Genomic DNA, 21470 nt, shown 5'->3' on the forward strand with positions numbered 1-21470 from the left:
AACCATGTCAGACAACCTGATCGAAGTGCGCGACCTCGCCGTGGAATTCGTCACCGCCGACCGCCGCCAGCGCGTGGTCGAAGCGGTGAGCTTCGACATCCGTCGCGGCGAAACCCTGGCCTTGGTCGGCGAGAGCGGCTCGGGCAAGTCGGTCACCGCGCATTCGATCCTGCGCCTGCTGCCCTACCCGCTCACCCAGCATCCGACCGGCAGTATCCATTACGCCGGCATCGACTTGCTGAAGGCTCCCGAGGCCAAGCTGCGCGGCATTCGCGGCAACCGCATTGCCATGGTTTTTCAGGAGCCGATGACCTCACTGAACCCGCTGCACAGCGTGGAGAAACAGATCAACGAGGTGCTCGCCCTGCACAAGGGACTGACCGGCAAGGCCGCCACCCGGCGCACGCTCGAACTGCTCGAGCTGGTGGGCATCCCCGAGCCGCACAAACGCCTCAAGGCATTCCCCCACGAGCTGTCCGGCGGGCAGCGCCAGCGCGTAATGATCGCCATGGCGCTGGCCAACGAGCCGGAACTGTTGATCGCCGACGAGCCGACCACCGCCCTCGACGTCACCGTGCAGCTGAAGATTCTCGAACTGCTCAAGGACCTGCAGCGCCGCCTCGGCATGTCGCTGCTGCTGATCAGCCATGACCTCAACCTGGTGCGGCGCATCGCCCAGCGGGTGTGCGTCATGCAGCGCGGCCAGATCGTCGAGCAGGCGCCTTGCGAGCAGCTGTTCCAGTCTCCGCAGCATCCCTACACCCAGGAGCTGCTCGGTGCCGAACCACGCGGCGAGCCGGTGGACAACCCGCCCGGACCAGCGCTGCTCGAGGTCGACGACCTGCGGGTCTGGTTCCCGATCAAGAAAGGCCTGCTGCGACGCACTGTCGACCACGTGAAAGCAGTGGACGGTATCCGCTTCAGCCTACCCAAGGGGCAAACCCTGGGCATTGTCGGCGAGAGCGGTTCCGGCAAGTCCACCTTGGGCCTGGCCATCCTGCGCCTGCTAGGCAGTCAGGGCTCGATCCGCTTCCAGGGCCAGCCGCTGAATGGCCTGACGCAGCATGAGGTGCGCCCGCTGCGGCGACAGATGCAGGTGGTCTTCCAGGACCCCTACGGCAGCCTCAGTCCGCGTATGTCGGTGGGCCAGATCGTCGGCGAAGGCTTGGATATCCATGGCATCGGCACCCCCGCCGAACAGGAGCAGGCCATTATCGCCGCGCTGCTGGAGGTCGGACTGGACCCGGAAACCCGCCACCGCTACCCCCACGAGTTTTCCGGCGGGCAGCGCCAGCGCATCGCCATTGCCCGCGCCCTGGTGCTGAAACCCGAGCTGATCCTGCTGGATGAGCCGACCTCCGCGCTCGATCGCACGGTGCAGCGCCAGGTCGTCGAGCTGCTCCGCTCGCTGCAGGCCAAGTACAACCTGACGTACCTGTTCATCAGCCATGACCTGGCCGTGGTCAAAGCCCTCAGCCACCAGTTGATGGTGGTCAAACAGGGCCAAGTCGTCGAGCAAGGCCCGGCGGAAGCCATCTTCACCGCGCCGCAACACCCCTACACCCAGCAGCTCCTCGAGGCGGCATTCCTGGTCCCGGCCGGCGCCGAATAAGTCCTAGCGCTAGAAAACAAAAAGGCCGCTAAGTGCGGCCTTTTTGTTGGTTGGCAAAGAACTCAATAGCGTTCGATCTTCGCCTGCTTCTCCAGCCCGTTGCGATAGGCCGAGAAGTCCTGCTGGCCGCTGCGCGAAGCCAGGAAGCGGCGATACATCTCTTTCTCGTCCGCCGCCAGCTCGCCCTTCGGCTCGCTGACGCCTTTGAGTTGCAACACCGCGTAGTCACCGTTCGGCAGCACCAGACCGGCGAAGGTCGCTTTGTCGGCAGCTTCCGGTTTGGCCATCTGGAACAGCGTCTGCAGTACCGACGGCTCGATGCCTTCCTGACTGCGGGTAGCGGCTTCGACCTGCTTCCAGGATTGACCTTGTTGGGCTTGCGCGATCGGCGTCTTGCCTTCGCGCAGGCTGGCCACCAGCGCCTCGCCCTTGCTCTTCGCCGCTTCGCCAGCTTGCTGTTCGCTCAGCTGCTCACGAATGGCCGCAGCCACTTGCTCCAGCGGCAGCTGTTCGGGCTTCTTGTGCTCCTTGACGCGCAGCACCACCACGGTGTCCGGGTCCAGCTCGATCGCCGTGCTGTTGGCGCCGTCTTCGAGGACTTCCTGGGTGTAGGCGGCCTGGACCACCTGATGGTTGGCAGCAAGGCCTTCGCCACCCTCACGACCAAACGGAGCGGTGGTCTTGATCTGCAGGCCGAGGTCCTGCGCCGGCTGAATCAGGTCGGAAGCTTCGAACGCGGAGTCCTCCAGCGCCTTGGTCGCTTCGACGAAGCGCTGCTCAACCTGTTGCGCCTTGAGGTCGTGAACCAGCTTGCCCTTGAGACTCTCGAAGCTCGGCACCTGCGGCGCCTGCACGCCCAACAGCTTGACCAAGTGCCAGCCGTAAGTGGAACGCACCGGCTGGGACACCTCGCCTTTCTTCAGCGCATACAGCGCCTTCTCGAACTCAGGATCGTAGACACCCGGCCCGGCATAACCCAGATCGCCGCCATTGCTGGCCGAACCCGGGTCCTGGGAGAACTCTTTCGCCAGCGCGTCGAAGCTCTGCCCTTGGCTCAGGCGCTTCTGGATGTCCTCGATCTTCGCCTTGGCCTGCTCGTCAGTGGCCTTGTCGTTCACTTCGATCAGGATGTGCGCGGCCTCGCGCTGCTCGGCAAGGTTGGCGATTTCTTTCTGGTAGCTGGCCTGCAGGTCTTCGTCCTTCACGCTGACCTTGTCGAAGAAGGCTTCCTTCTTCAGTTCGACGTATTCGGCAATTACCTGCTCGGCGCTCATGTACTGAGTGGCGTGCTCGTCGTAGTAGGCCTTCACTTCGTCGTCAGAGACCTTCACCGCGCTCTTGTCGGCGGCGATGGTCAGCATCGCGAAATCGCGAGTCTGCTTCTCGAGGCGGGCAAATGCCTGGATCTCATCATCAGTGACGAAGCCAGTGCCGGCGACGCCTGCACGCAGCTGGCCGATCAGCATCTCCTGCTCGAGCATCTGACGGAATTGCAGCCGGGTGTAGCCCATCTGCCGAATGACCTGGTCGAAACGGTCCGAATTGAACTTGCCGTCAACCTGGAACTCCGGGGTCTGCAGAATGACCTGATCCAGTGCTGCCGAAGGGAAGGAAAACTTCGCATTGCTGGCGCTTTGCAGCAGCAGCTTGCGCTCAATCAGGCCCTTGATGGCAGCGTCACGGAGCAGCTTTTCATCCAGACGCGAGGCATCGAATTCCTTGCCCAGCCGCTGAATCAGTTGGCGCCGCTGCATATCCACGGCCTGGCTCAAGTCGTTCTGGCTGATCTCGTCGCCGTTGACCTTGGCCGCAACCTGGTTGTGGGTGACCGCGTTGAAAATGGCATCGAAGCCGGTCAGCGCCATCAGCATGACGATGACACCGATAATGGTCTTGGCAATCCAGCCTTGTGAATTGTCCCTAATGTTCTGCAGCATGCGTGCCCCCAGATACGGCCGTACTGAACGGGACAGCCGCGGAGTGTGGGTAAATCCAGATATAAGAAAGGCGCATCCGAGGATGCGCCTTCGATGTACTGCTGGAACGGTGGAGGATTGTAGCTACGCCCCTCACTTTCCTGTCGGTGGACCGACCAGTTACCGCTCCATGCCAGGCAGACGGTGCGTCCGCCTGGTAGGGCAAGGCCCGAAGAGCGCTTAGTTAACGGCGTCTTTCAGGGCTTTACCAGCTTTGAAGCCTGGGATCTTGGCAGCAGCGATGTTGATCGGCTTGCCAGTCTGCGGGTTGCGACCGGTGCGAGCAGCACGCTCTTTGACAGCGAAAGTACCGAAGCCAACCAGCACTACAGAGTCACCAGCCTTCAGAGCGCCAGTAACGGATTCGATTACTGCGTCCAGCGCACGGCCAGCGACAGCTTTCGGGATATCAGCAGATGCGGCGATAGCATCAATCAGTTCCGACTTGTTCACTCTTAAGTCCCCTTATTCCTGTTGAGTTTGTTTCTTAATTTTTGGTGTAAGCAAAGCGGGTGGCTGAGTGGCCTGCCGACACAAGAGCCGCTTTATAACAAGGGCTAGAAAAATGTGTCAAGGAAGCCCCCCGGCTAATGCGTGCTGATTCGCTCCTTGGAATCAGTCTCGCGCTTGTCATCCTTTGCAACCAGCTCCGGAGCCGCATCGGGCAAGGGCTCCGGGGCGTATTGCAGCGCAATTTGCAGGACCTCGTCAATCCATTTAACCGGTTTAATCTGCAGGTCTTGCTTAATATTCTCGGGAATTTCCTTGAGATCACGAACATTCTCTTCGGGAATGATCACGGTCTTGATTCCACCCCGATGGGCTGCCAGCAATTTCTCTTTAAGACCACCAATTGCGAGCACCTGACCACGCAGGGTGATCTCCCCGGTCATCGCCACATCGGCACGTACCGGAATCTGCGTCAATGCCGAAACCAGCGCCGTGCACATGCCAATACCGGCGCTCGGACCATCCTTCGGAGTAGCCCCCTCGGGCATATGGATGTGGATATCGCGCTTCTCATGGAAGTCCGCCGCTACCCCCAGGCTCTGCGCCCGGCTGCGCACCACGGTGAGCGCCGCGGTGATGGATTCGACCATGACGTCGCCCAGCGAGCCGGTCTTGATCAATTGCCCCTTGCCGGGGACGACCGCTGACTCGATGGTGAGCAACTCGCCACCCACCTGCGTCCAGGCCAGACCGGTCACCTGACCAATTTGATCCTGCTGTTCCGCCAGGCCGTAGCGGTACTTCCTGACCCCCAGGAAGTGCTCCAGCGAGTCTGGGGTAACGGTTACCTTGAAGCGCTTCTCTTGCACATGCTCCTTGACGGCCTTGCGGCACACCTTGGCAATCTGCCGCTCGAGCCCACGCACGCCGGCCTCGCGGGTGTAGTAACGAATGATGTCGCGAATCGCCGCCGACTCGAACTCTAGCTCGCCCTTCTTCAGGCCATTCGCCTGGGTCTGCTTCGGCGCGAGGTACTTCACCGCGATGTTGACTTTTTCGTCCTCGGTGTAACCCGGCAAGCGAATCACTTCCATCCGGTCCATCAAAGGCGCCGGAATGTTCATCGAGTTGGCAGTGCAGAGGAACATCACATCGGAAAGGTCGTAGTCGACTTCCAGATAGTGGTCGTTGAAATTGTGGTTCTGCTCGGGATCAAGCACTTCGAGCAAGGCAGACGCGGGATCGCCACGCATGTCCTGGCCCATCTTGTCGATTTCATCGAGCAGGAACAGCGGGTTGCGCACACCGACCTTGGTCATCTTCTGAATCAGGCGGCCCGGCATCGAGCCAATATAGGTGCGGCGGTGCCCGCGAATCTCTGCCTCGTCGCGCACACCACCCAAGGCCATGCGCACGAACTTGCGGTTGGTCGCATGCGCAATCGATTCGGCCAACGAGGTTTTACCTACGCCCGGCGGGCCTACAAGGCACAGCACGGGCCCTTTGACGGTTTTGACACGCTTCTGCACAGCGAGGTACTCAAGGATGCGTTCCTTGACCTCTTCAAGGCCGTAATGGTCGGCATCCAGAATCGCCTCGGCCCGCGCCAGGTCCAGACGCACCTTGCTCTCGGCTTTCCATGGAACATTGACCAACCAATCGATGTAGGAACGCACGACAGTAGCTTCCGCCGACATCGGCGACATTTGCTTGAGCTTGTTCAGTTCGGCCTGCGCCTTGGCATAGGCCTCCTTGCTCATGCCGGAGTTCTCAATACGCTTCTTGAGCTCCTCAAGCTCGCTGTGCCCTTCGTCGCCATCACCGAGTTCCTTTTGAATGGCTTTCATCTGCTCATTCAAGTAGTACTCGCGCTGGCTGCGCTCCATCTGTTTCTTGACGCGGCCGCGAATGCGCTTTTCGACCTGCAGCAGATCGATTTCTGCGTCCAGCAGCGCGAGCACATGCTCGACGCGCGCCGACAGATCGGTAATCTCGAGAATTTCCTGCTTCTGCTCGATCTTCAACGCCATGTGCGCGGCCATGGTGTCGACCAGACGACCAGGCTCATCGATGCTGTTCAGCGACGAGAGCACTTCGCTCGGCACTTTCTTGCCCAACTGCACGTACTGCTCGAACTGACTCAACAAGCTGCGAACAAAGACCTCGGACTCACGTTCCGCCGTTTCAGTTTCCTCGATCAACGCCACATCGACTCGGGTGTGACCATCCACCTCGACAAAGCGCTCGGCGGCCGCGCGCTGCTCGCCCTCGACAAGCACCTTGACAGTGCCGTCCGGTAATTTGAGCAATTGCAGCACGGTTGCAACCGTGCCGACGCGATACAGCGCTTCCTCGCTTGGGTCATCGTCGGCCGGATTCTTTTGCGCAAGCAGCAGGATCTGCTTGTCGCCGGTCATAGCGGCCTCCAGCGCCTCGATCGACTTCTCGCGACCGACAAACAGCGGGATGACCATGTGCGGATAGACCACGACGTCACGCAGCGGCAAAAGTGGCAATTCAACTGTTGGCTTCATGATTTTGGCTCTACGGCGGCCATTTGGCCGTGAAAGGAAGGAGGTGCCTTGTCGCTAAGATGGAGGCAGGGGAAGGAAAAAACAAGCGCTGGAGCCGGGAAATAAAAAAGGGGCCCGAAGGCCCCTTTTCTAGCTTATACAGCACACCAATCAGGCATCTGGCGCGGCTTTCGCAGGCTGCTCACTGTTCTCGTAGATCAGCAGCGGCTTAGAGGAGCCGGCAATAACGCTCTCATCGATAACCACTTTGCTGACTTCCGTCTGCGACGGAATCTCGTACATGGTGTCCAGCAGCACACCTTCCAAGATGGAGCGCAGCCCACGCGCACCGGTCTTGCGCTCAAGCGCGCGCTTGGCGACCGCACGCAACGCATCAGAACGGAACTCCAAGTCCACGCCCTCCATTTCGAAGAGCTTGGCATACTGCTTGGTCAGAGCATTCTTGGGCTCAGTCAATATCTGCATGAGTGCGGCTTCGTCCAGCTCGTCCAGAGTCGCAATGACCGGCAGACGGCCTACAAACTCCGGGATCAAGCCAAACTTGACCAAATCATCCGGTTCGACCTGACGCAGCGACTCGCCGACCTTCTTGCCCAGATCCGGACTGCGCACTTCTGCGTTGAAGCCAATCCCACCCTTGCTCGAGCGGTTCTGGATGACCTTCTCAAGCCCGGAAAACGCGCCACCGCAAATAAACAGGATGTTGCGCGTGTCGACCTGCAGGAACTCCTGCTGGGGATGCTTGCGGCCACCCTGCGGAGGAACGGAGGCGACAGTGCCTTCGATCAGCTTCAACAGTGCCTGCTGCACACCTTCACCCGAGACATCACGCGTAATCGACGGGTTGTCGGACTTGCGCGAAATCTTATCGATTTCGTCGATATAGACGATGCCCATCTGGGCCTTTTCCACATCGTAATCGCACTTCTGCAGCAGCTTCTGGATGATGTTCTCCACATCCTCGCCGACGTAGCCGGCTTCCGTCAGCGTCGTCGCGTCAGCAATGGTGAACGGCACATTCAGCAGACGCGCCAGCGTCTCAGCAAGCAGCGTCTTGCCGGAACCCGTCGGCCCGATCAGCAAGATGTTGCTCTTGCCCAATTCAACGTCTTCTTTCTTATCGCGCTGGTTGAGTCGCTTGTAGTGGTTGTATACCGCTACAGCGAGGATCTTCTTCGCGCGCTCCTGACCGATAACATATTGATCGAGGATGCCGCTGATTTCCTTGGGTGCCGGAAGCTTGTGCGCATTGTTCTCGGCCTGCGCCTCCTGCACCTCCTCACGGATGATGTCGTTGCACAGGTCGACGCATTCGTCGCAGATAAAGACCGAGGGGCCGGCAATCAATTTGCGTACTTCGTGCTGGCTTTTGCCGCAGAAGGAACAATAGAGCAGCTTGCCGTTATCCTCGCCGTTGCGGGTATCAGTCATTCGATCAATCCAATCCGGTAGGCTTGAAACACAAGATGAAGGCAAATGCGGGCATTTTCAAGCCCGCAGAGCGGTCGGCCAACGACCGACCGTAAGTGCGGAGGGGCTTAGCTGGCGATCTGGCGCTTGGTCAGAACCTGGTCAATCAGGCCGTATTTGACCGCGTCTTCGCCACTCATGAAGTTGTCGCGATCGGTATCACGGGCGATGACATCGATAGGCTGACCAGTGTGGTCGGCCAGAATCTTGTTCAGACGTTCACGAATGGTGAGGATTTCGCGCGCGTGAATCTCGATGTCCGACGCCTGCCCCTGAAAACCGCCCAGTGGCTGGTGAATCATCATGCGCGAGTGCGGCAGGCAATAACGCTTGCCGGCAGCGCCGCCCGCCAACAACAGGGCACCCATGCTGCAGGCCTGGCCGATGCAGATGGTCGACACGTCGGGCTTGATGAATTGCATGGTGTCGTAGATCGACATGCCAGCAGTCACCGAGCCGCCCGGCGAGTTGATATACAGGTGAATATCCTTGTCCGGGTTCTCGGCTTCAAGGAACAGCAGCTGCGCGGCAACCAGGTTGGCCATGTAGTCTTCGACCTGGCCGATCAGGAAAATCACGCGCTCCTTCAGCAGGCGCGAATAGATGTCATAGGCACGCTCACCGCGTGCCGACTGTTCGATAACCATCGGCACCAAGCCACCTGCGGCCTGGATGTCGGGCATTTGCTGCGTGTAGAACGGATTACGGGACATGTCTTGCGATCGCTCCCTAACTTGTCATGTCTCAGATACACATAAGCCAGCACGGAGGCTGGCTTATGGTGTGCTCGTACTTCGGGAGGATCAGGCTGCTTGCGGAGCTTCAGCCGGCTTGACCGCTTCCTCGTAAGAGACCTGTTTGTCGGTCACTTTGGCCTTCTGCAGAACAGTATCTACAACTTGCTCTTCCAGCACAACCGAACGCACTTCGTTGAGCTGCTGGTCGTTTTTGTAGTACCAGGCGACTACTTGCTCCGGCTCTTGGTAAGCCGAGGCCATTTCCTGAATCAGCTCACGAACGCGGGCTTCGTCCGGCTTCAGCTCGAACTGCTTGACTACTTCAGCGACGATCAGACCGAGGACCACGCGGCGCTTGGCCTGCTCTTCAAAGAGCTCAGCCGGCAGTTGATCAGGCTTGATGTTGCCACCGAACTGCTGCACCGCTTGCACGCGCAGACGGTTCACTTCGTTGCCGATCAGCGCCTTCGGCACCTCGATCGGGTTAGCAGCCAGCAGACCATCCATCACCTGATTTTTCACCTTGGACTTGATGGCCTGGCGCAGCTCGCGCTCCATGTTCTTGCCAACTTCGGTCCGGAAGCCTTCGAGGCCACCTTCCTTGATCCCAAACAGGGCAAAGAAGTCGTCGTTCAGCTCAGGCAGCTTGGCTTCGGAAACGCTGTTCACAGTAACAGTGAACTCGGCCGCTTTACCGGCCAGATCCAGATTCTGGTAGTCCTCCGGGAAGCTCAGGCTCAGCACACGCTCTTCGCCAGCCTTTGCACCCACCAGACCTTCCTCGAAGCCCGGAATCATGCGACCCGAACCCAGCACCAGCGCGGTGCCCTTGGCCGAGCCACCAGCGAATGCTTCGCCGTCAACCTTGCCAACGAAATCGATGTTCAGTTGATCGTCATTCTGAGCGGCGCGCTCGACCTTCTCGAAGCGAGTGTTCTGCTTGCGCAGAATTTCCAGCATGCTGTCGACATCGGCAGCGTGAACATCAGCTTGCAGACGCTCAACGGCAACAGCGTCGAAGCCCGACACCTGGAATTCCGGAAACACTTCGAAGGTCGCGACGTATTCCAGATCCTTGCCTTTCTCAAAGGCCTTCGGCTCGACCGACGGCGCGCCTGCCGGGTTCAGCTTCTGCTCGACGACTGCTTCGTAGAAGGTTTCCTGGATCAGGTCACTCAGCGCTTCCTGGCGCGCAGCACCTTCGTAGCGCTGGCGAATCACGTTCATCGGCACCTTGCCCGGGCGGAAGCCTGGGATCTTGGCGCGGCGGGCAGTCTGTTGCAGACGCTTGTTGACTTCAGTCTCGATACGCTCGGCCGGAACGCCGACAGTCATGCGACGCTCAAGAGCGGAAGTGTTTTCAACAGAAACTTGCATGGATATTCCTCGTTGCACAGACGTTAGCCGGGCGTTCCGGCCCCAGAATCAAGGGCAAGCATTCTAGTAGGTGATTTCGAAGAAGTCACCCTGCCGGTGACCGGGACAGCAGGAAGGAAAGCCTTGAATGATGGTGCGGACGGAGAGACTCGAACTCTCACACCTTGCGGCGCCAGAACCTAAATCTGGTGTGTCTACCAATTTCACCACGTCCGCAGACAAGCTTTAAAGCAAGACGCCAGGCTTAAACCTGGCGTCTTGTAAAATATGGGGTGGACGATGGGAATCGAACCCACGACAACAGGAATCACAATCCTGCGCTCTACCAACTGAGCTACGCCCACCATATTGCATGCTTGCATGAAACTGCCGAATGGCGCACCCGGCAGGACTCGAACCTGCGACCATCCGCTTAGAAGGCGGATGCTCTATCCAGCTGAGCTACGGGCGCTTAATCATCGCACTTCAGTTGAAGCACAGACTAAAAGCTTTGGCAGGAACAAATCAGAACCAACTTGCCTTGCCTTCTAACCCGGCGCTAGCCGTGCTCGACAAGCGGGGCGAATGTTAATGGCGCATCTGAAACACGTCAACAGCAAAACGCAAAAAAATCAGCGAGATAAAGGAGTTACATGAATTTGCCGCCGCGCTGCCTTTGCCCACACCCCGAGGCATGCGAGAATGCGCGTCCTTTTTCCCACTCCTTCTTGATGGTTAAGCACGCGTCATGACTGCACAATTGATCGACGGCAAAGCGATCGCCGCTAGCCTCCGCCAGCAGATCGCCCAGCGTGTCGCCGAGCGCCGCGAGCAGCAACTGCGAGCCCCCGGACTGGCTGTAATCCTGGTCGGCACCGACCCCGCCTCTCAAGTCTATGTTTCGCACAAGCGTAAAGACTGCGAAGAAGTCGGCTTTCTCTCCGAGGCCTACGATCTCCCCGCGAACACCACGCAGAATGAGCTACGCGAGCTGATCGATCGACTCAATGATGCGCCGGAGATCGACGGCATTCTGCTGCAGCTGCCGCTGCCGGAACACCTGGACGCCTCGCAACTGCTTGAGCGCATCCGCCCGGACAAAGATGTCGACGGCTTCCACCCGTACAACGTCGGCCGCCTAGCGCAGCGCATCCCGCTACTGCGCCCCTGCACGCCGAAAGGCATCATGACACTGCTCAACAGCACCGGCGCCAACCTGTACGGCATGAACGCCGTGGTAGTCGGCGCGTCCAACATTGTCGGCCGACCGATGGCGCTGGAGCTGTTGCTGGCTGGCTGCACGGTCACCGTCACGCACCGCTTTACCAAGGACCTGGCAGCCCACGTGGTAAACGCCGACCTGGTGGTGGTCGCGGTCGGCAAACCTGGACTGGTGAAAGGCGAATGGATCAAGCCAGGCGCCATCGTCATCGATGTCGGCATCAATCGACAGGAAGATGGCAAACTCATCGGTGACGTCGGCTATGAAGCGGCGCTCGAGCGCGCCAGCTGGATCACTCCGGTCCCCGGCGGCGTCGGACCAATGACCCGCGCCTGCCTGCTGGAAAACACGCTGTACGCCGCCGAGCACCTCCACTCGTAAGGCACAGCCAATAAAAAAGGCCGCATCAGCGGCCTTTTTTATTGCTGGCGGATTACTCAGCCAGGCGCCAGGTCGTACCCGCCTTGCCATCCTCGAGCACAACTCCGAGTGCGGTGAGCTGATCGCGAATGCGATCGGACTCAGCCCAATCCTTCGCCGCCCGTGCAGCCAAGCGCGCCTGAATCAGTGCCTCGACCTGCCCTGCATCCACCCGTCCCTCGGCACCCGCTTTGAGGAACGCATCCGGATCCAGTTGCAGCACGCCCAGCAAGCCAGCCAGCTCCTTCAGCCGAGCAGCCAGCCCAGCAGCCGCCCGAGCATCGCTCTCGCGCAACCGATTCACCTCGCGAGCCATCTCGAACAGCACCGCGCAGGCTTCCGGCGAGTTGAAATCATCATCCATCGCCGCCGCGAACCGCTCGACAAACACCTCACCGCCCGCCGGCGCAGTCTCTGGCAGCCCCTTCAAGGCATGGTAGAAGCGCTCCAGGGCGCCCTTGGCCTCCTTGAGGCTGTCTTCGGAGTAATTGATCGGACTGCGGTAGTGACTGGACACCAGCAGGTAGCGGACCACCTCGGGGTGATACTTTTCCAGCACTTCGCGGATGGTGAAGAAATTGCCTAACGACTTGGACATCTTCTCGCCATCCACGCGCACCGCGCCGGCATGCATCCATGCGTTGGCGTAGAGCTTGCCGGTGGCCGCCTCGCTTTGGGCAATCTCGTTCTCGTGGTGCGGGAACACCAGATCCGGCCCACCGCCATGGATGTCGAAAGTCTCGCCCAGGCAGCAGGTCGACATCACCGAACACTCGATATGCCAGCCCGGACGACCGGCACCCCACGGCGACGCCCAGCTCGGCTCACCCGGCTTGACGCCCTTCCACAGGACGAAATCCAGCGGATCCTGCTTGGCCTCGTCGACCTCGATGCGTGCACCGATGCGCAGGTCCTCGATCTTCTTGCGCGACAACTTGCCGTAGCCGACGAACTTGCCGACCCGGTAGTACACATCACCATTGCCTGGCGCGTAAGCGAAGTCTTTGTCGATCAGGGTCTGGATCATTGCGTGCATGCCGGCGATATGCTCGGTGGCACGCGGCTCCGCATCGGGACGCAGCACCGCGAGGCGCGCCTCGTCCTCATGCATCGCGGCGATCATGCGCTCGACCAGTGCCTCGAACGGCTCGCCATTCTCATTGGCACGACGAATGATCTTGTCGTCGATGTCGGTGATGTTGCGCACATAGGTCAGCGCATAACCGCTGTGGCGCAGCCAGCGCGCAATCACGTCGAATGCCACCATTACCCGGGCATGGCCGATGTGGCAGAAGTCGTAGACGGTCATGCCGCACACGTACATGCGCACGTTGTTACCGTCCAGCGGCTTGAAGACTTCCTTGGTCTTGGACAGGGTGTTGTAGATCGACAGCGCCATCATTGACCCCAGGAGTCACGCAGGGTGACGGTGCGGTTGAATACTGGCGCACCCGGCTGACTATCTTTCAGGTCAGCGCAGAAGTAGCCCTCGCGCTCGAACTGGAAGCGATCTTCGGCCTGCGCCTGAGCCAACGACGGTTCGGCGCGGCAACCCTTGAGCACCACCAGCGAATCCGGGTTGATGTTGTCGAGGAAGCTACCGCCATCCTCGGCCTTCTCCGGATTGGCGGAGCGGAACAGGCGATCATATAGCCGCACTTCGCACTCCACGCTACCGACCGCCGGCACCCAGTGGATCACGCCCTTGACCTTGCGCCCCTCCGGGTTCTTGCCCAGGGTGCCCGGATCGTAGGAGCAGCGCAGCTCGACGATGTTGCCGTCGGCATCCTTGATCGCTTCGTCGGCACGAATCACATAGCTGCCGCGCAGACGCACTTCGCCGTTCGGCTCCAGGCGCTTGTAGCCCTTCGGCGGGTTCTCGTCGTAGTCACCGGCATCGATGTACAGCTCGCGGGCGAACGGCAGAACGCGCACGCCCATGTCTTCCTTCGGATGACGCGCCAGTTCGAGATTCTCGACCTGCCCTTCCGGATAGTTGGTGATCACCACCTTCAACGGACGCAGCACGCACATCGCCCGCGGCGCCGTGGCGTCCAGGTGGTCGCGAATGCTGAATTCGAGCATGCCGATATCCACCACGCCGCTGGCCCGGTTGACGCCGACCATCTCGCAGAAATTGCGGATCGCTTCCGGGGTGTAGCCACGACGGCGATAGCCGGACAGGGTCGACATGCGCGGATCGTCCCAGCCCTCGACATGCTGCTCATCGACCAGCTGCTTGAGCTTGCGCTTGCTGGTGATGGTGTAGTTCAGGTTGAGACGGGAGAACTCATACTGGCGCGGCTGTGCCGGCACCGACAGGTTGGCCAGGAACCACTCGTAGAGCGGCCGGTGATCCTCGAACTCCAGGGTGCAGATCGAGTGGGTGATGCCTTCGATGGCGTCCGACTGGCCGTGGGTGAAGTCATAGCTCGGGTAGATGCACCACTTGTCGCCGGTCTGGTGATGATGGGCATGCCGGATGCGGTAGAGGATCGGATCGCGCAGGTTCATGTTCGGCGAAGCCATGTCGATCTTCGCCCGCAGCGCACGCGCGCCATCGGGGAACTCACCAGCCTTCATGCGGGCGAACAGGTCAAGGTTCTCTTCGACCGAGCGCTCACGGAACGGACTGTTCTTGCCCGGCTCGGTCAGGCTGCCGCGGTAGGCGCGCGCCTCGTCGGGCGACAGGTCGTCGACATAGGCCTTGCCGGCCTTGATCAGCTCAACGGCCCAGCCGTGCAGCTGATCGAAGTAGTTGGAGGCATAGCGCTCCTCGCCTGCCCACTCGAAGCCCAGCCAGCGCACGTCACTCTTGATCGCGTCGATGTACTCCTGATCTTCCTTCGCCGGGTTGGTGTCGTCGAAGCGCAGGTTGCACTCGCCACCAAACTCCTTTGCCAGACCGAAGTTCAGGCAGATCGACTTGGCGTGACCAATGTGCAGGTAGCCGTTCGGCTCCGGCGGAAAGCGCGTGACGATCTTCTGGTGCTTGCCGGAGTCCAGGTCGGCCTGGACGATGGGGCGCAGAAAGTTGGGGGCGGCAGGAGTCTCTGGCTTGCTCATGGGATCCTTGATCATGCTGGTGCGCGGCTCAGGGTAGGCCGCTCAAATCAAAGCGCTTATCATAGCCGAAGCTGTCAACCCCCTGACAGGCCTTCGATTTTTCGACAGAGCGATTCCACCATGATCAAACTGCACACCAATTACGGCGTCATCACCCTGCAACTGTTCGCCGACAAAGCCCCTGAAACCGTGGCCAACTTCGAGGAATATGTGAAGGCTGGTCAGTACGACAACACCGTCTTCCACCGCGTGATCAACAACTTCATGATCCAGGGCGGCGGCTTCGAGCCGGGCATGAAGCAGAAGGCCACCCGTGCCTCGATCAAAAACGAGGCCAACAACGGCCTGTCGAACAAAATCGGCACCGTCGCCATGGCCCGCACCATGGAACCGCATTCGGCCAGCGCGCAGTTCTTCATCAACGTCGCCGACAACAACTTCCTCGACCACAGCGCGCCGACCGTACAGGGCTGGGGCTATGCGGTGTTCGGTGAAGTGGTCGACGGCATGGACGTGATCAACAAGATCAAAGGCGTGGCCACCACCATGCGTTCCGGCCACCAGGACGTGCCGGTAGATGACGTGATCATCGAGAAAGCCGAGGTGGTCGCCGAGTAAGCAGCGTGAGCATCCTGCTGATCTCCGATCTGCACCTTGAAGAGGAGCGCCCGGATATTACCCGGGCGTTTCTGCATTTCCTCCAGACCCGCGCGCCGCAAGCGGAAGCGCTGTACATCCTCGGCGACTTCTTCGAGGTCTGGATCGGCGACGACGCGATGACGCCGTTCCAGCACAGCATCGCTCAGGCGCTGCGCCAACTGTCCGCTGGCGGCACGCGTGTCTACCTGATGCATGGCAATCGCGACTTCATGATCGGCCGGCAATTTTGCCTGGAAGCCGGCTGCACCCTGCTCGCCGACCCCACTTGCGTGGAGATGAATGGCGAGCGCGTGCTGCTGATGCACGGTGACAGCCTGTGCACCCGCGACGAGGCCTACATGCGCCTTCGCCGCTTGCTACGCAATCCGCTGGTGCTGTGGACGCTGCGGCACCTGCCGCTCGCCACCCGGCAGACGCTGGCGCGCAAACTGCGCAACGAAAGCCGCACGCAGACTCGCATGAAAGCCAGCGAGATCACCGACGTCACCCCGGAAGAAGTGCCGCGCATCATGGCGCTGCATGGCGCCACCACCTTGATTCACGGCCACACCCACCGACCCGCCACTCACCCGTTGAAGATCGACGATCGCGCCGCCCAGCGCATTGTCCTCGGCGATTGGGACCGGCAAGGCTGGGCCCTGCAGGTCGACGAGCAGGGATTCCACCAACAGCCCTTCGCCCTCAGCTAGCGAAAGGTTGCCGACGCGCCTGCGTCAGGCCGCAGGCACACCGCTGTGGAAGCGGAACTCGCTATCGGGACTTTCGATCAGCTCGCGCTCGACCACCCGAACCTTCTCGATCACCCGCTCCACATCCGCGGCCTCGCCATACTGGTAGGCAAACCGCAGGTAGTTCTGGAAATGCCGGGCCTCGGACTTCAGCAGGCCGAAATAGAACTTGCCCAACTCCTCGTCCAAGTGCGGCACCACGGCCTCGAAACGCTCGCAACTGCGCGCCTCGATGAACGCCCCCACCACCAGGGTATCGACCAGCTTGCTCGGCTCATGGCTGCGCACCACGGCACGCAAGCCCGAGGCGTAACGACTGGCGGAGATCGGCCGCAGACCAATCTTGCGTTTCTTCAGAATGCGCAGGACCTGCTCGTGGTGGACCAGCTCTTCGCGGGCCAGGCGCGACATGTAGTTGATCAGATCGACATGCTGGCCGTACTTGGCGATCAGGCTGAGCGCGGTCGACGCGGCCTTGAATTCGCAGTTCTTGTGGTCGAGCAGCATTACGTCCTGCTGCGCCAAGGCCGCCTGGACCCAACCGTCTGGAGTCCGGCACCCCAGGAATTCATGGATTTCAGGCAGCATCGCCGCACTCCAGACGCAGAGGCAGACAGGCAGATAGGGGGTCTAGAAGCACAAACATGGCTCACACAGGCGCCAGGCGGCGCGGAATCGATAGAGGGCGGCATTATACGAATGCCCGCCGGCAGGACCAGCCGACCTTATTGATCCAGCTCAAGAATCACCCTCCCCGCCAGCAACTACAGTTGTATCAGGCACGAGAAACTGTTCAGGGAGGCACAAGCCATGCAAGCCATTCGTAGCATTCTGGTGGTAATGGAACCCAATCAGCCGGAAGGGCTGGCGCTCAGACGCGCCAAGTTGATAGCCAGCGTGACCCAGTCGCACCTGCATCTGCTGGTCTGCGACAAAAAACATGATTACACCGACTTCCTCGGCGAAGTCACCGGTACTTTGCAGGAAGAAGGCTTCAGCGTATCGAGCCAGCAGGCCTGGCACGAAAACCTGCACCACACCATCATCACCGTGCAGCAGGCCGAAGGTTGCGGCCTGGTGGTCAAGCGCCACCTGCCGGACAACCCGCTGAAAAAGGCCCTGCTCACTCCCGACGACTGGAAGCTGCTGCGCTACTGCCCGGGCCCGGTGCTGATGGTCAAGACAGACAAACCCTGGGCCGGCGGCGTGATTCTCGCCGCGGTCGACGTCGGCAACGCGGACGGCGAACACCGCACCCTGCACTCCAGCATCATCAGCCACGCTTTCGACATTGCCAGCCTGGCCAAGGCCAACCTGCATGTAGTCACGGCGCACCCGTCGCCAATGCTGTCGGCAGCCGATCCGGTGTTCCAGCTCAAGGAATCGATCGAAACGCGCTACCGCGAGCAGTGCAAGAGCTTCCAGGACGAGTACGGCTTCGGCGATGAGCAGTTGCACATCGAGGAAGGCCCGGCCGATGTGCTGATCCCCTATGTCGCACACCAACTGGGCGCCGCGGTCACCGTCATCGGCACCATCGCGCGCACCGGCCTGTCCGGCGTGCTGATGGGCAATACCTCCGAAGTGGTCCTCGATGCGCTGGAAAGCGACGTTCTGGTGCTGAAACCGGAGGCCGTCATCGGTCATCTGGAGGAGCTGGTGGCGCAGCGCTGAACGGCGCCAAGCGAAGCCGCGGTCGAGTCAAACGCGGCTTTCCACCCCTTCTACAAGGAAACGCGGCGCGATATAGCGCTCGTAGTGCGCTTCGGACAGCAGGAAAAATTCCCGATCAATGGCATCGCGCAGCGCCGGCAGTTCCCAGTGGCGAAACTCCGGCATCAGCGCCACGCCATAGGCGTCCAACTGATTGATCAACCGTGCGGCGCGCGCGATCAATTGATAGGCCCAGCAGTAAGGCGACTGCTCAGGAACGAAGCGAATACTGCGCTGCTCCAGCTGAGTGCGCAGACGAACGGTATCGAAGACATCCAGCTTCGACTCCATGACCTGCACCAGCAGCATCTCCAGGCGCAGCCATACCGCGCGCTTCTCTTCGTCGGCGTACAGATTCCAGTTCACCACCTCATGGTGAAAGCGCTTGCAGCCCCGGCAGACCAAGTCGCCGTAGACAGTGGAGCAAAGGCCGACACAGGGGGTTTTGATGCGCTGGGTAGACATGGCGACAGGAGAACGGAACGCAAGAAGTGGGCTGGCATCTTAGCCCTTTGCCTGGGCAGGGTCACCCTGCTTGCCCCCCGAGGGATTGGCTTAACTTTGTCGCGCCATTCCAGTAGAATCGCAGCGCCTTTAGAGGCGCCGATGTCCGTTGGAAGCTGTTTTCAAAGCGTCACGAGCACAGTTTATCCAGCAGGAACAAGTTGGCGCCGGATCTCTTCCGAGCTCTGCGCCAGCCCTCATCAGTCCGTTCCTGCAAGCGTAAAACTTTGAAAACAGCTTCTGGATGGGGCTACTGAAACCATCGTATCCAGCTCAAAAAGCTGCGACGCGGATGTGTTTAGTGGTTCCTGAATGCGTCCCGGACACCCCTTGGGACCACTGATGAGGGTAATACTGTGCTTGAAGCCTATCGCAAACACGTAGAAGAGCGTGCCGCTCAGGGAATCGTTCCCCAGCCGCTGAACGCCGAACAAACTGCAGGCCTGGTCGAGCTGCTGAAGAATCCCCCAGCCGGTGAAGAAGCTTTCCTGGTTGACCTGCTGACCAACCGCGTCCCGCCAGGCGTCGACGAAGCCGCCTACGTCAAGGCCGGTTTCCTGTCCGCCATCGCCAAGGGCGAAGCCAGCTCCCCGCTGATCAACAAGCAACACGCTGTTGAACTGCTGGGCACCATGCAAGGCGGCTACAACATCGCCACCATGGTCGAGCTGCTGGACAGCGCCGAGCTGTCGAGCGCGGCTGCCGGGCAACTCAAGCACACCCTGCTGATGTTCGACGCGTTCCACGACGTCGCCGAGAAAGCCAAAGCCGGCAATGCCAACGCCAAAGCCGTGCTGCAATCCTGGGCTGACGGCGAGTGGTTCCAGAACCGCCCGGCACTGGCCGAGAAGATCACCCTGACCGTGTTCAAGGTGACTGGCGAAACCAACACCGACGACCTGTCGCCGGCTCCGGATGCCTGGTCGCGCCCGGACATCCCGCTGCACGCCCTGGCCATGCTGAAAATGGCCCGCGACGGCATCAACCCGGAAGTTCCGGGTACTGTCGGCCCGCTGAAGCAGATGGAAGACCTGAAAGCGAAAGGCTTCCCGGTTGCCTACGTCGGCGACGTGGTGGGTACCGGTTCCTCGCGTAAGTCCGCCACCAACTCGGTGCTGTGGTTCTTCGGCGACGACATCCCCAACGTCCCGAACAAGCGCGCTGGCGGCTTCTGCTTCGGCACCAAGATCGCCCCGATCTTCTACAACACCATGGAAGACGCCGGCGCCCTGCCGATCGAATTCGACTGCACCAACCTGGGCATGGGCGACGTCATCGACGTGTACCCGTACAAAGGCGAAGTGCGCCGTCATGGCAGCGATGAGCTGGTCACCAGCTTCGAGCTGAAAACCGACGTCCTGCTCGATGAAGTTCGCGCCGGCGGCCGTATTCCGCTGATCGTTGGCCGTGGCCTGACCGAGAAGGCCCGTGCTGAGCTGGGCCTGGCTCCGTCCACCCTGTTCAAGAAGCCGGTAGCTCCGGTAGACAGCGGCAAGGGCTTCACCCTGGCGCAGAAGATGGTTGGCCGTGCTTGCGGTCTGCCGGAAGGCCAAGGCGTACGCCCGGGCACCTACTGCGAGCCGAAGATGACCACCGTCGGTTCCCAGGACACCACTGGCCCGATGACCCGCGACGAGCTGAAAGACCTGGCGTGCCTGGGCTTCTCCGCTGACCTGGTAATGCAGTCCTTCTGCCACACCGCGGCCTATCCGAAGCCGATCGACGTCAACACCCACCACACCCTGCCGGACTTCATCATGACCCGCGGCGGCGTGTCCCTGCGTCCGGGCGACGGCATCATCCACAGCTGGCTGAACCGCATGCTGCTGCCGGATACCGTCGGTACCGGTGGTGACTCGCACACCCGTTTCCCGATCGGCATCTCCTTCCCGGCCGGTTCCGGCCTGGTAGCGTTCGCCGCAGCCACCGGCGTCATGCCGCTGGACATGCCGGAATCCGTACTGGTGCGTTTCAAGGGCAAACTGCAACCGGGCATCACCCTGCGTGACCTGGTCCATGCCATCCCTTACTACGCCATCCAGGCCGGTCTACTGACCGTCGAGAAGAAAGGCAAGAAGAACATCTTCTCCGGCCGCATCCTCGAGATCGAAGGCCTCAACGACCTGACCGTCGAACAAGCCTTCGAGCTGTCCGACGCCTCGGCCGAGCGTTCCGCTGCAGGTTGCACCATCAAGTTGCCGGAAAAAGCCATCGCCGAGTACCTGACCTCCAACATCACCCTGCTGCGCTGGATGATCAGCGAAGGCTACGGCGATGCCCGCACCATGGAACGTCGCGCTCAAGCGATGGAAGCCTGGCTGGCCAACCCGCAGCTGCTGGAAGGTGACAAGGACGCCGAATACGCCGCCGTGATCGAAATCGATCTGGCCGACGTGAAAGAGCCGGTTCTGTGCGCCCCGAACGATCCGGACGACGCGCGCCTGCTGTCCACCGTGCAAGGTCGCAAGATCGACGAAGTGTTCATTGGCTCCTGCATGACCAACATCGGTCACTTCCGCGCTGCCGGTAAGCTGCTCGACAAGGTCAAGGGTGGCATTCCGACCCGTCTGTGGCTGGCTCCGCCGACCAAGATGGACGCTCACCAGCTGACCGAAGAAGGCTACTACGGCATCTACGGCAAGGCTGGCGCGCGCATGGAAATGCCGGGCTGCTCGCTGTGCATGGGTAACCAGGCACGTGTTCAGACTGGTGCGACCGTGGTCTCCACCTCCACCCGTAACTTCCCCAACCGTCTGGGCGACTCCACCGACGTGTTCCTGGCTTCGGCCGAGCTGGCGGCGGTCGCTTCGATCACCGGCAAGCTGCCGACCGTCGAGGAGTACATGGAGTACGCGAAGAACATCGACAGCATGGCTGCCGATATCTATCGCTACCTGAGCTTCGACCAGATCGCCGAGTTCCGCGAAGCGGCAGCGAGCGCCAAGATCCCGGTCGTTCAAGCCTAAGCGTTAGTCGGTAACGAGAAAGCCCCGCTCTGTGCGGGGCTTTTTCTTTTCAGCCT

At 60.6% G+C, this 21470-nt stretch carries 16 protein-coding genes and 3 tRNA genes; 6 read left to right on the forward strand and 13 right to left on the reverse strand.

Annotated features, from left to right (window positions below):
• Positions 1-4: 4 nt before the first annotated feature.
• Complete coding sequence (locus tag JQX08_RS15145; RefSeq protein WP_205349232.1) at positions 5-1612, forward strand: ABC transporter ATP-binding protein; 1608 nt, start codon at positions 5-7, stop codon at positions 1610-1612.
• 62 nt (positions 1613-1674) lie between these two features.
• Here the strand turns inward: JQX08_RS15145 and JQX08_RS15150 are convergent, their stop codons facing one another.
• From JQX08_RS15150 to JQX08_RS15190, 9 genes are all read right to left on the reverse strand, one after another.
• On the reverse strand, positions 1675-3549 hold the full coding sequence (locus JQX08_RS15150; RefSeq protein ID WP_205349233.1) for a SurA N-terminal domain-containing protein: 1875 nt from the start codon (positions 3547-3549) through the stop codon (positions 1675-1677).
• 219 nt (positions 3550-3768) lie between these two features.
• A complete protein-coding gene (hupB, locus tag JQX08_RS15155; protein WP_003282502.1) occupies positions 3769-4041 on the reverse strand; it encodes a nucleoid-associated protein HU-beta in 273 nt (90 codons plus the stop codon).
• A gap of 134 nt (positions 4042-4175) precedes the next feature.
• A complete protein-coding gene (gene lon, locus JQX08_RS15160; protein WP_205349234.1) occupies positions 4176-6572 on the reverse strand; it encodes an endopeptidase La in 2397 nt (798 codons plus the stop codon).
• Positions 6573-6722: 150 nt separating this feature from the next.
• Positions 6723-8003 (reverse strand): ATP-dependent Clp protease ATP-binding subunit ClpX, encoded by a 1281-nt coding sequence (gene clpX / locus JQX08_RS15165; protein ID WP_205349235.1) that lies wholly within the window; start codon positions 8001-8003, stop codon positions 6723-6725.
• A gap of 107 nt (positions 8004-8110) precedes the next feature.
• Entirely contained in the window at positions 8111-8755 is a 645-nt protein-coding gene (gene clpP / locus JQX08_RS15170) for an ATP-dependent Clp endopeptidase proteolytic subunit ClpP (RefSeq protein ID WP_205349236.1), read from the reverse strand.
• Between the two features lie 90 nt (positions 8756-8845).
• Complete coding sequence (gene tig, locus JQX08_RS15175; protein ID WP_205349237.1) at positions 8846-10156, reverse strand: trigger factor; 1311 nt, start codon at positions 10154-10156, stop codon at positions 8846-8848.
• Between the two features lie 131 nt (positions 10157-10287).
• Positions 10288-10372, reverse strand: a tRNA-Leu gene (locus JQX08_RS15180).
• A gap of 52 nt (positions 10373-10424) precedes the next feature.
• Positions 10425-10500: transfer RNA gene (locus JQX08_RS15185), tRNA-His, on the reverse strand.
• Positions 10501-10530: 30 nt separating this feature from the next.
• Positions 10531-10607 (reverse strand) — tRNA-Arg (locus tag JQX08_RS15190).
• Positions 10608-10883: 276 nt separating this feature from the next.
• Here JQX08_RS15190 and folD point away from each other — a divergent pair.
• A complete protein-coding gene (gene folD, locus JQX08_RS15195) occupies positions 10884-11738 on the forward strand; it encodes a bifunctional methylenetetrahydrofolate dehydrogenase/methenyltetrahydrofolate cyclohydrolase FolD (protein WP_205349238.1) in 855 nt (284 codons plus the stop codon).
• Between the two features lie 52 nt (positions 11739-11790).
• On the opposite strand, the gene cysS is transcribed toward folD, so the two are convergent.
• Together cysS and JQX08_RS15205 are read right to left on the reverse strand one after the other, a co-directional pair.
• Positions 11791-13176, reverse strand: a complete 1386-nt coding sequence (gene cysS / locus JQX08_RS15200; RefSeq protein ID WP_205349239.1) for a cysteine--tRNA ligase — start codon at positions 13174-13176, stop codon at positions 11791-11793.
• On the reverse strand, positions 13176-14843 hold the full coding sequence (locus JQX08_RS15205) for a glutamine--tRNA ligase/YqeY domain fusion protein (RefSeq protein ID WP_205349240.1): 1668 nt from the start codon (positions 14841-14843) through the stop codon (positions 13176-13178). The genes cysS and JQX08_RS15205 overlap by 1 nt, the downstream gene beginning before the upstream one ends.
• Before the next feature lie 120 nt (positions 14844-14963).
• On the opposite strand from JQX08_RS15205, the gene JQX08_RS15210 reads away from it, so the two are divergent.
• Positions 14964-15461, forward strand: coding sequence for a peptidylprolyl isomerase (locus JQX08_RS15210; RefSeq protein WP_205349241.1), 498 nt, complete (start codon positions 14964-14966; stop codon positions 15459-15461).
• 11 nt (positions 15462-15472) lie between these two features.
• Entirely contained in the window at positions 15473-16192 is a 720-nt protein-coding gene (gene lpxH / locus JQX08_RS15215; RefSeq protein ID WP_430472541.1) for a UDP-2,3-diacylglucosamine diphosphatase, read from the forward strand.
• 24 nt (positions 16193-16216) lie between these two features.
• Here lpxH and JQX08_RS15220 read toward each other — a convergent pair whose 3' ends face one another.
• The gene (locus JQX08_RS15220) at positions 16217-16819 is read right to left on the reverse strand and encodes a MiaE family protein (RefSeq protein ID WP_205349243.1); all 603 of its coding nucleotides are present in this window, start codon (positions 16817-16819) and stop codon (positions 16217-16219) included.
• Positions 16820-17041: 222 nt separating this feature from the next.
• On the opposite strand from JQX08_RS15220, the gene JQX08_RS15225 reads away from it, so the two are divergent.
• Positions 17042-17905 carry a universal stress protein gene (locus JQX08_RS15225; protein WP_205349244.1) on the forward strand — a complete coding sequence of 288 codons (864 nt, stop codon included), beginning with the start codon at positions 17042-17044 and terminating at the stop codon, positions 17903-17905.
• A gap of 27 nt (positions 17906-17932) precedes the next feature.
• On the opposite strand, the gene JQX08_RS15230 is transcribed toward JQX08_RS15225, so the two are convergent.
• Positions 17933-18409 carry a DUF1289 domain-containing protein gene (locus JQX08_RS15230; protein ID WP_205349245.1) on the reverse strand — a complete coding sequence of 159 codons (477 nt, stop codon included), beginning with the start codon at positions 18407-18409 and terminating at the stop codon, positions 17933-17935.
• Between the two features lie 395 nt (positions 18410-18804).
• Between JQX08_RS15230 and acnB the strand changes: the two genes are divergently transcribed.
• Positions 18805-21414: a bifunctional aconitate hydratase 2/2-methylisocitrate dehydratase gene (gene acnB, locus JQX08_RS15235; RefSeq protein WP_205349246.1), complete on the forward strand. Its 2610-nt coding sequence runs from the start codon at positions 18805-18807 to the stop codon at positions 21412-21414.
• Positions 21415-21470 lie beyond the last annotated feature (56 nt).

The organism is Zestomonas insulae (assembly GCF_016901015.1).
GTDB lineage: Bacteria > Pseudomonadota > Gammaproteobacteria > Pseudomonadales > Pseudomonadaceae > Aquipseudomonas > Aquipseudomonas insulae.

Excerpts from the sequence above, each read along its gene's own strand:
- lon (WP_205349234.1), bottom strand. The coding sequence starts at position 6,572 with ATGAAGCCAACAGTTGAATTGCCACTTTTGCCGCTGCGTGACGTCGTG.
- JQX08_RS15205 (WP_205349240.1), bottom strand. The coding sequence starts at position 14,843 with ATGAGCAAGCCAGAGACTCCTGCCGCCCCCAACTTTCTGCGCCCCATC.
- JQX08_RS15145 (WP_205349232.1), top strand. The coding sequence starts at position 5 with ATGTCAGACAACCTGATCGAAGTGCGCGACCTCGCCGTGGAATTCGTC.
- JQX08_RS15210 (WP_205349241.1), top strand. The coding sequence starts at position 14,964 with ATGATCAAACTGCACACCAATTACGGCGTCATCACCCTGCAACTGTTC.
- clpX (WP_205349235.1), bottom strand. The coding sequence starts at position 8,003 with ATGACTGATACCCGCAACGGCGAGGATAACGGCAAGCTGCTCTATTGT.
- cysS (WP_205349239.1), bottom strand. The coding sequence starts at position 13,176 with ATGGCGCTGTCGATCTACAACACCCTGTCCAAGACCAAGGAAGTCTTC.
- folD (WP_205349238.1), top strand. The coding sequence starts at position 10,884 with ATGACTGCACAATTGATCGACGGCAAAGCGATCGCCGCTAGCCTCCGC.
- clpP (WP_205349236.1), bottom strand. The coding sequence starts at position 8,755 with ATGTCCCGTAATCCGTTCTACACGCAGCAAATGCCCGACATCCAGGCC.
- JQX08_RS15225 (WP_205349244.1), top strand. The coding sequence starts at position 17,042 with ATGCAAGCCATTCGTAGCATTCTGGTGGTAATGGAACCCAATCAGCCG.
- JQX08_RS15220 (WP_205349243.1), bottom strand. The coding sequence starts at position 16,819 with ATGCTGCCTGAAATCCATGAATTCCTGGGGTGCCGGACTCCAGACGGT.
- tig (WP_205349237.1), bottom strand. The coding sequence starts at position 10,156 with ATGCAAGTTTCTGTTGAAAACACTTCCGCTCTTGAGCGTCGCATGACT.
- JQX08_RS15150 (WP_205349233.1), bottom strand. The coding sequence starts at position 3,549 with ATGCTGCAGAACATTAGGGACAATTCACAAGGCTGGATTGCCAAGACC.
- JQX08_RS15230 (WP_205349245.1), bottom strand. The coding sequence starts at position 18,409 with ATGTCTACCCAGCGCATCAAAACCCCCTGTGTCGGCCTTTGCTCCACT.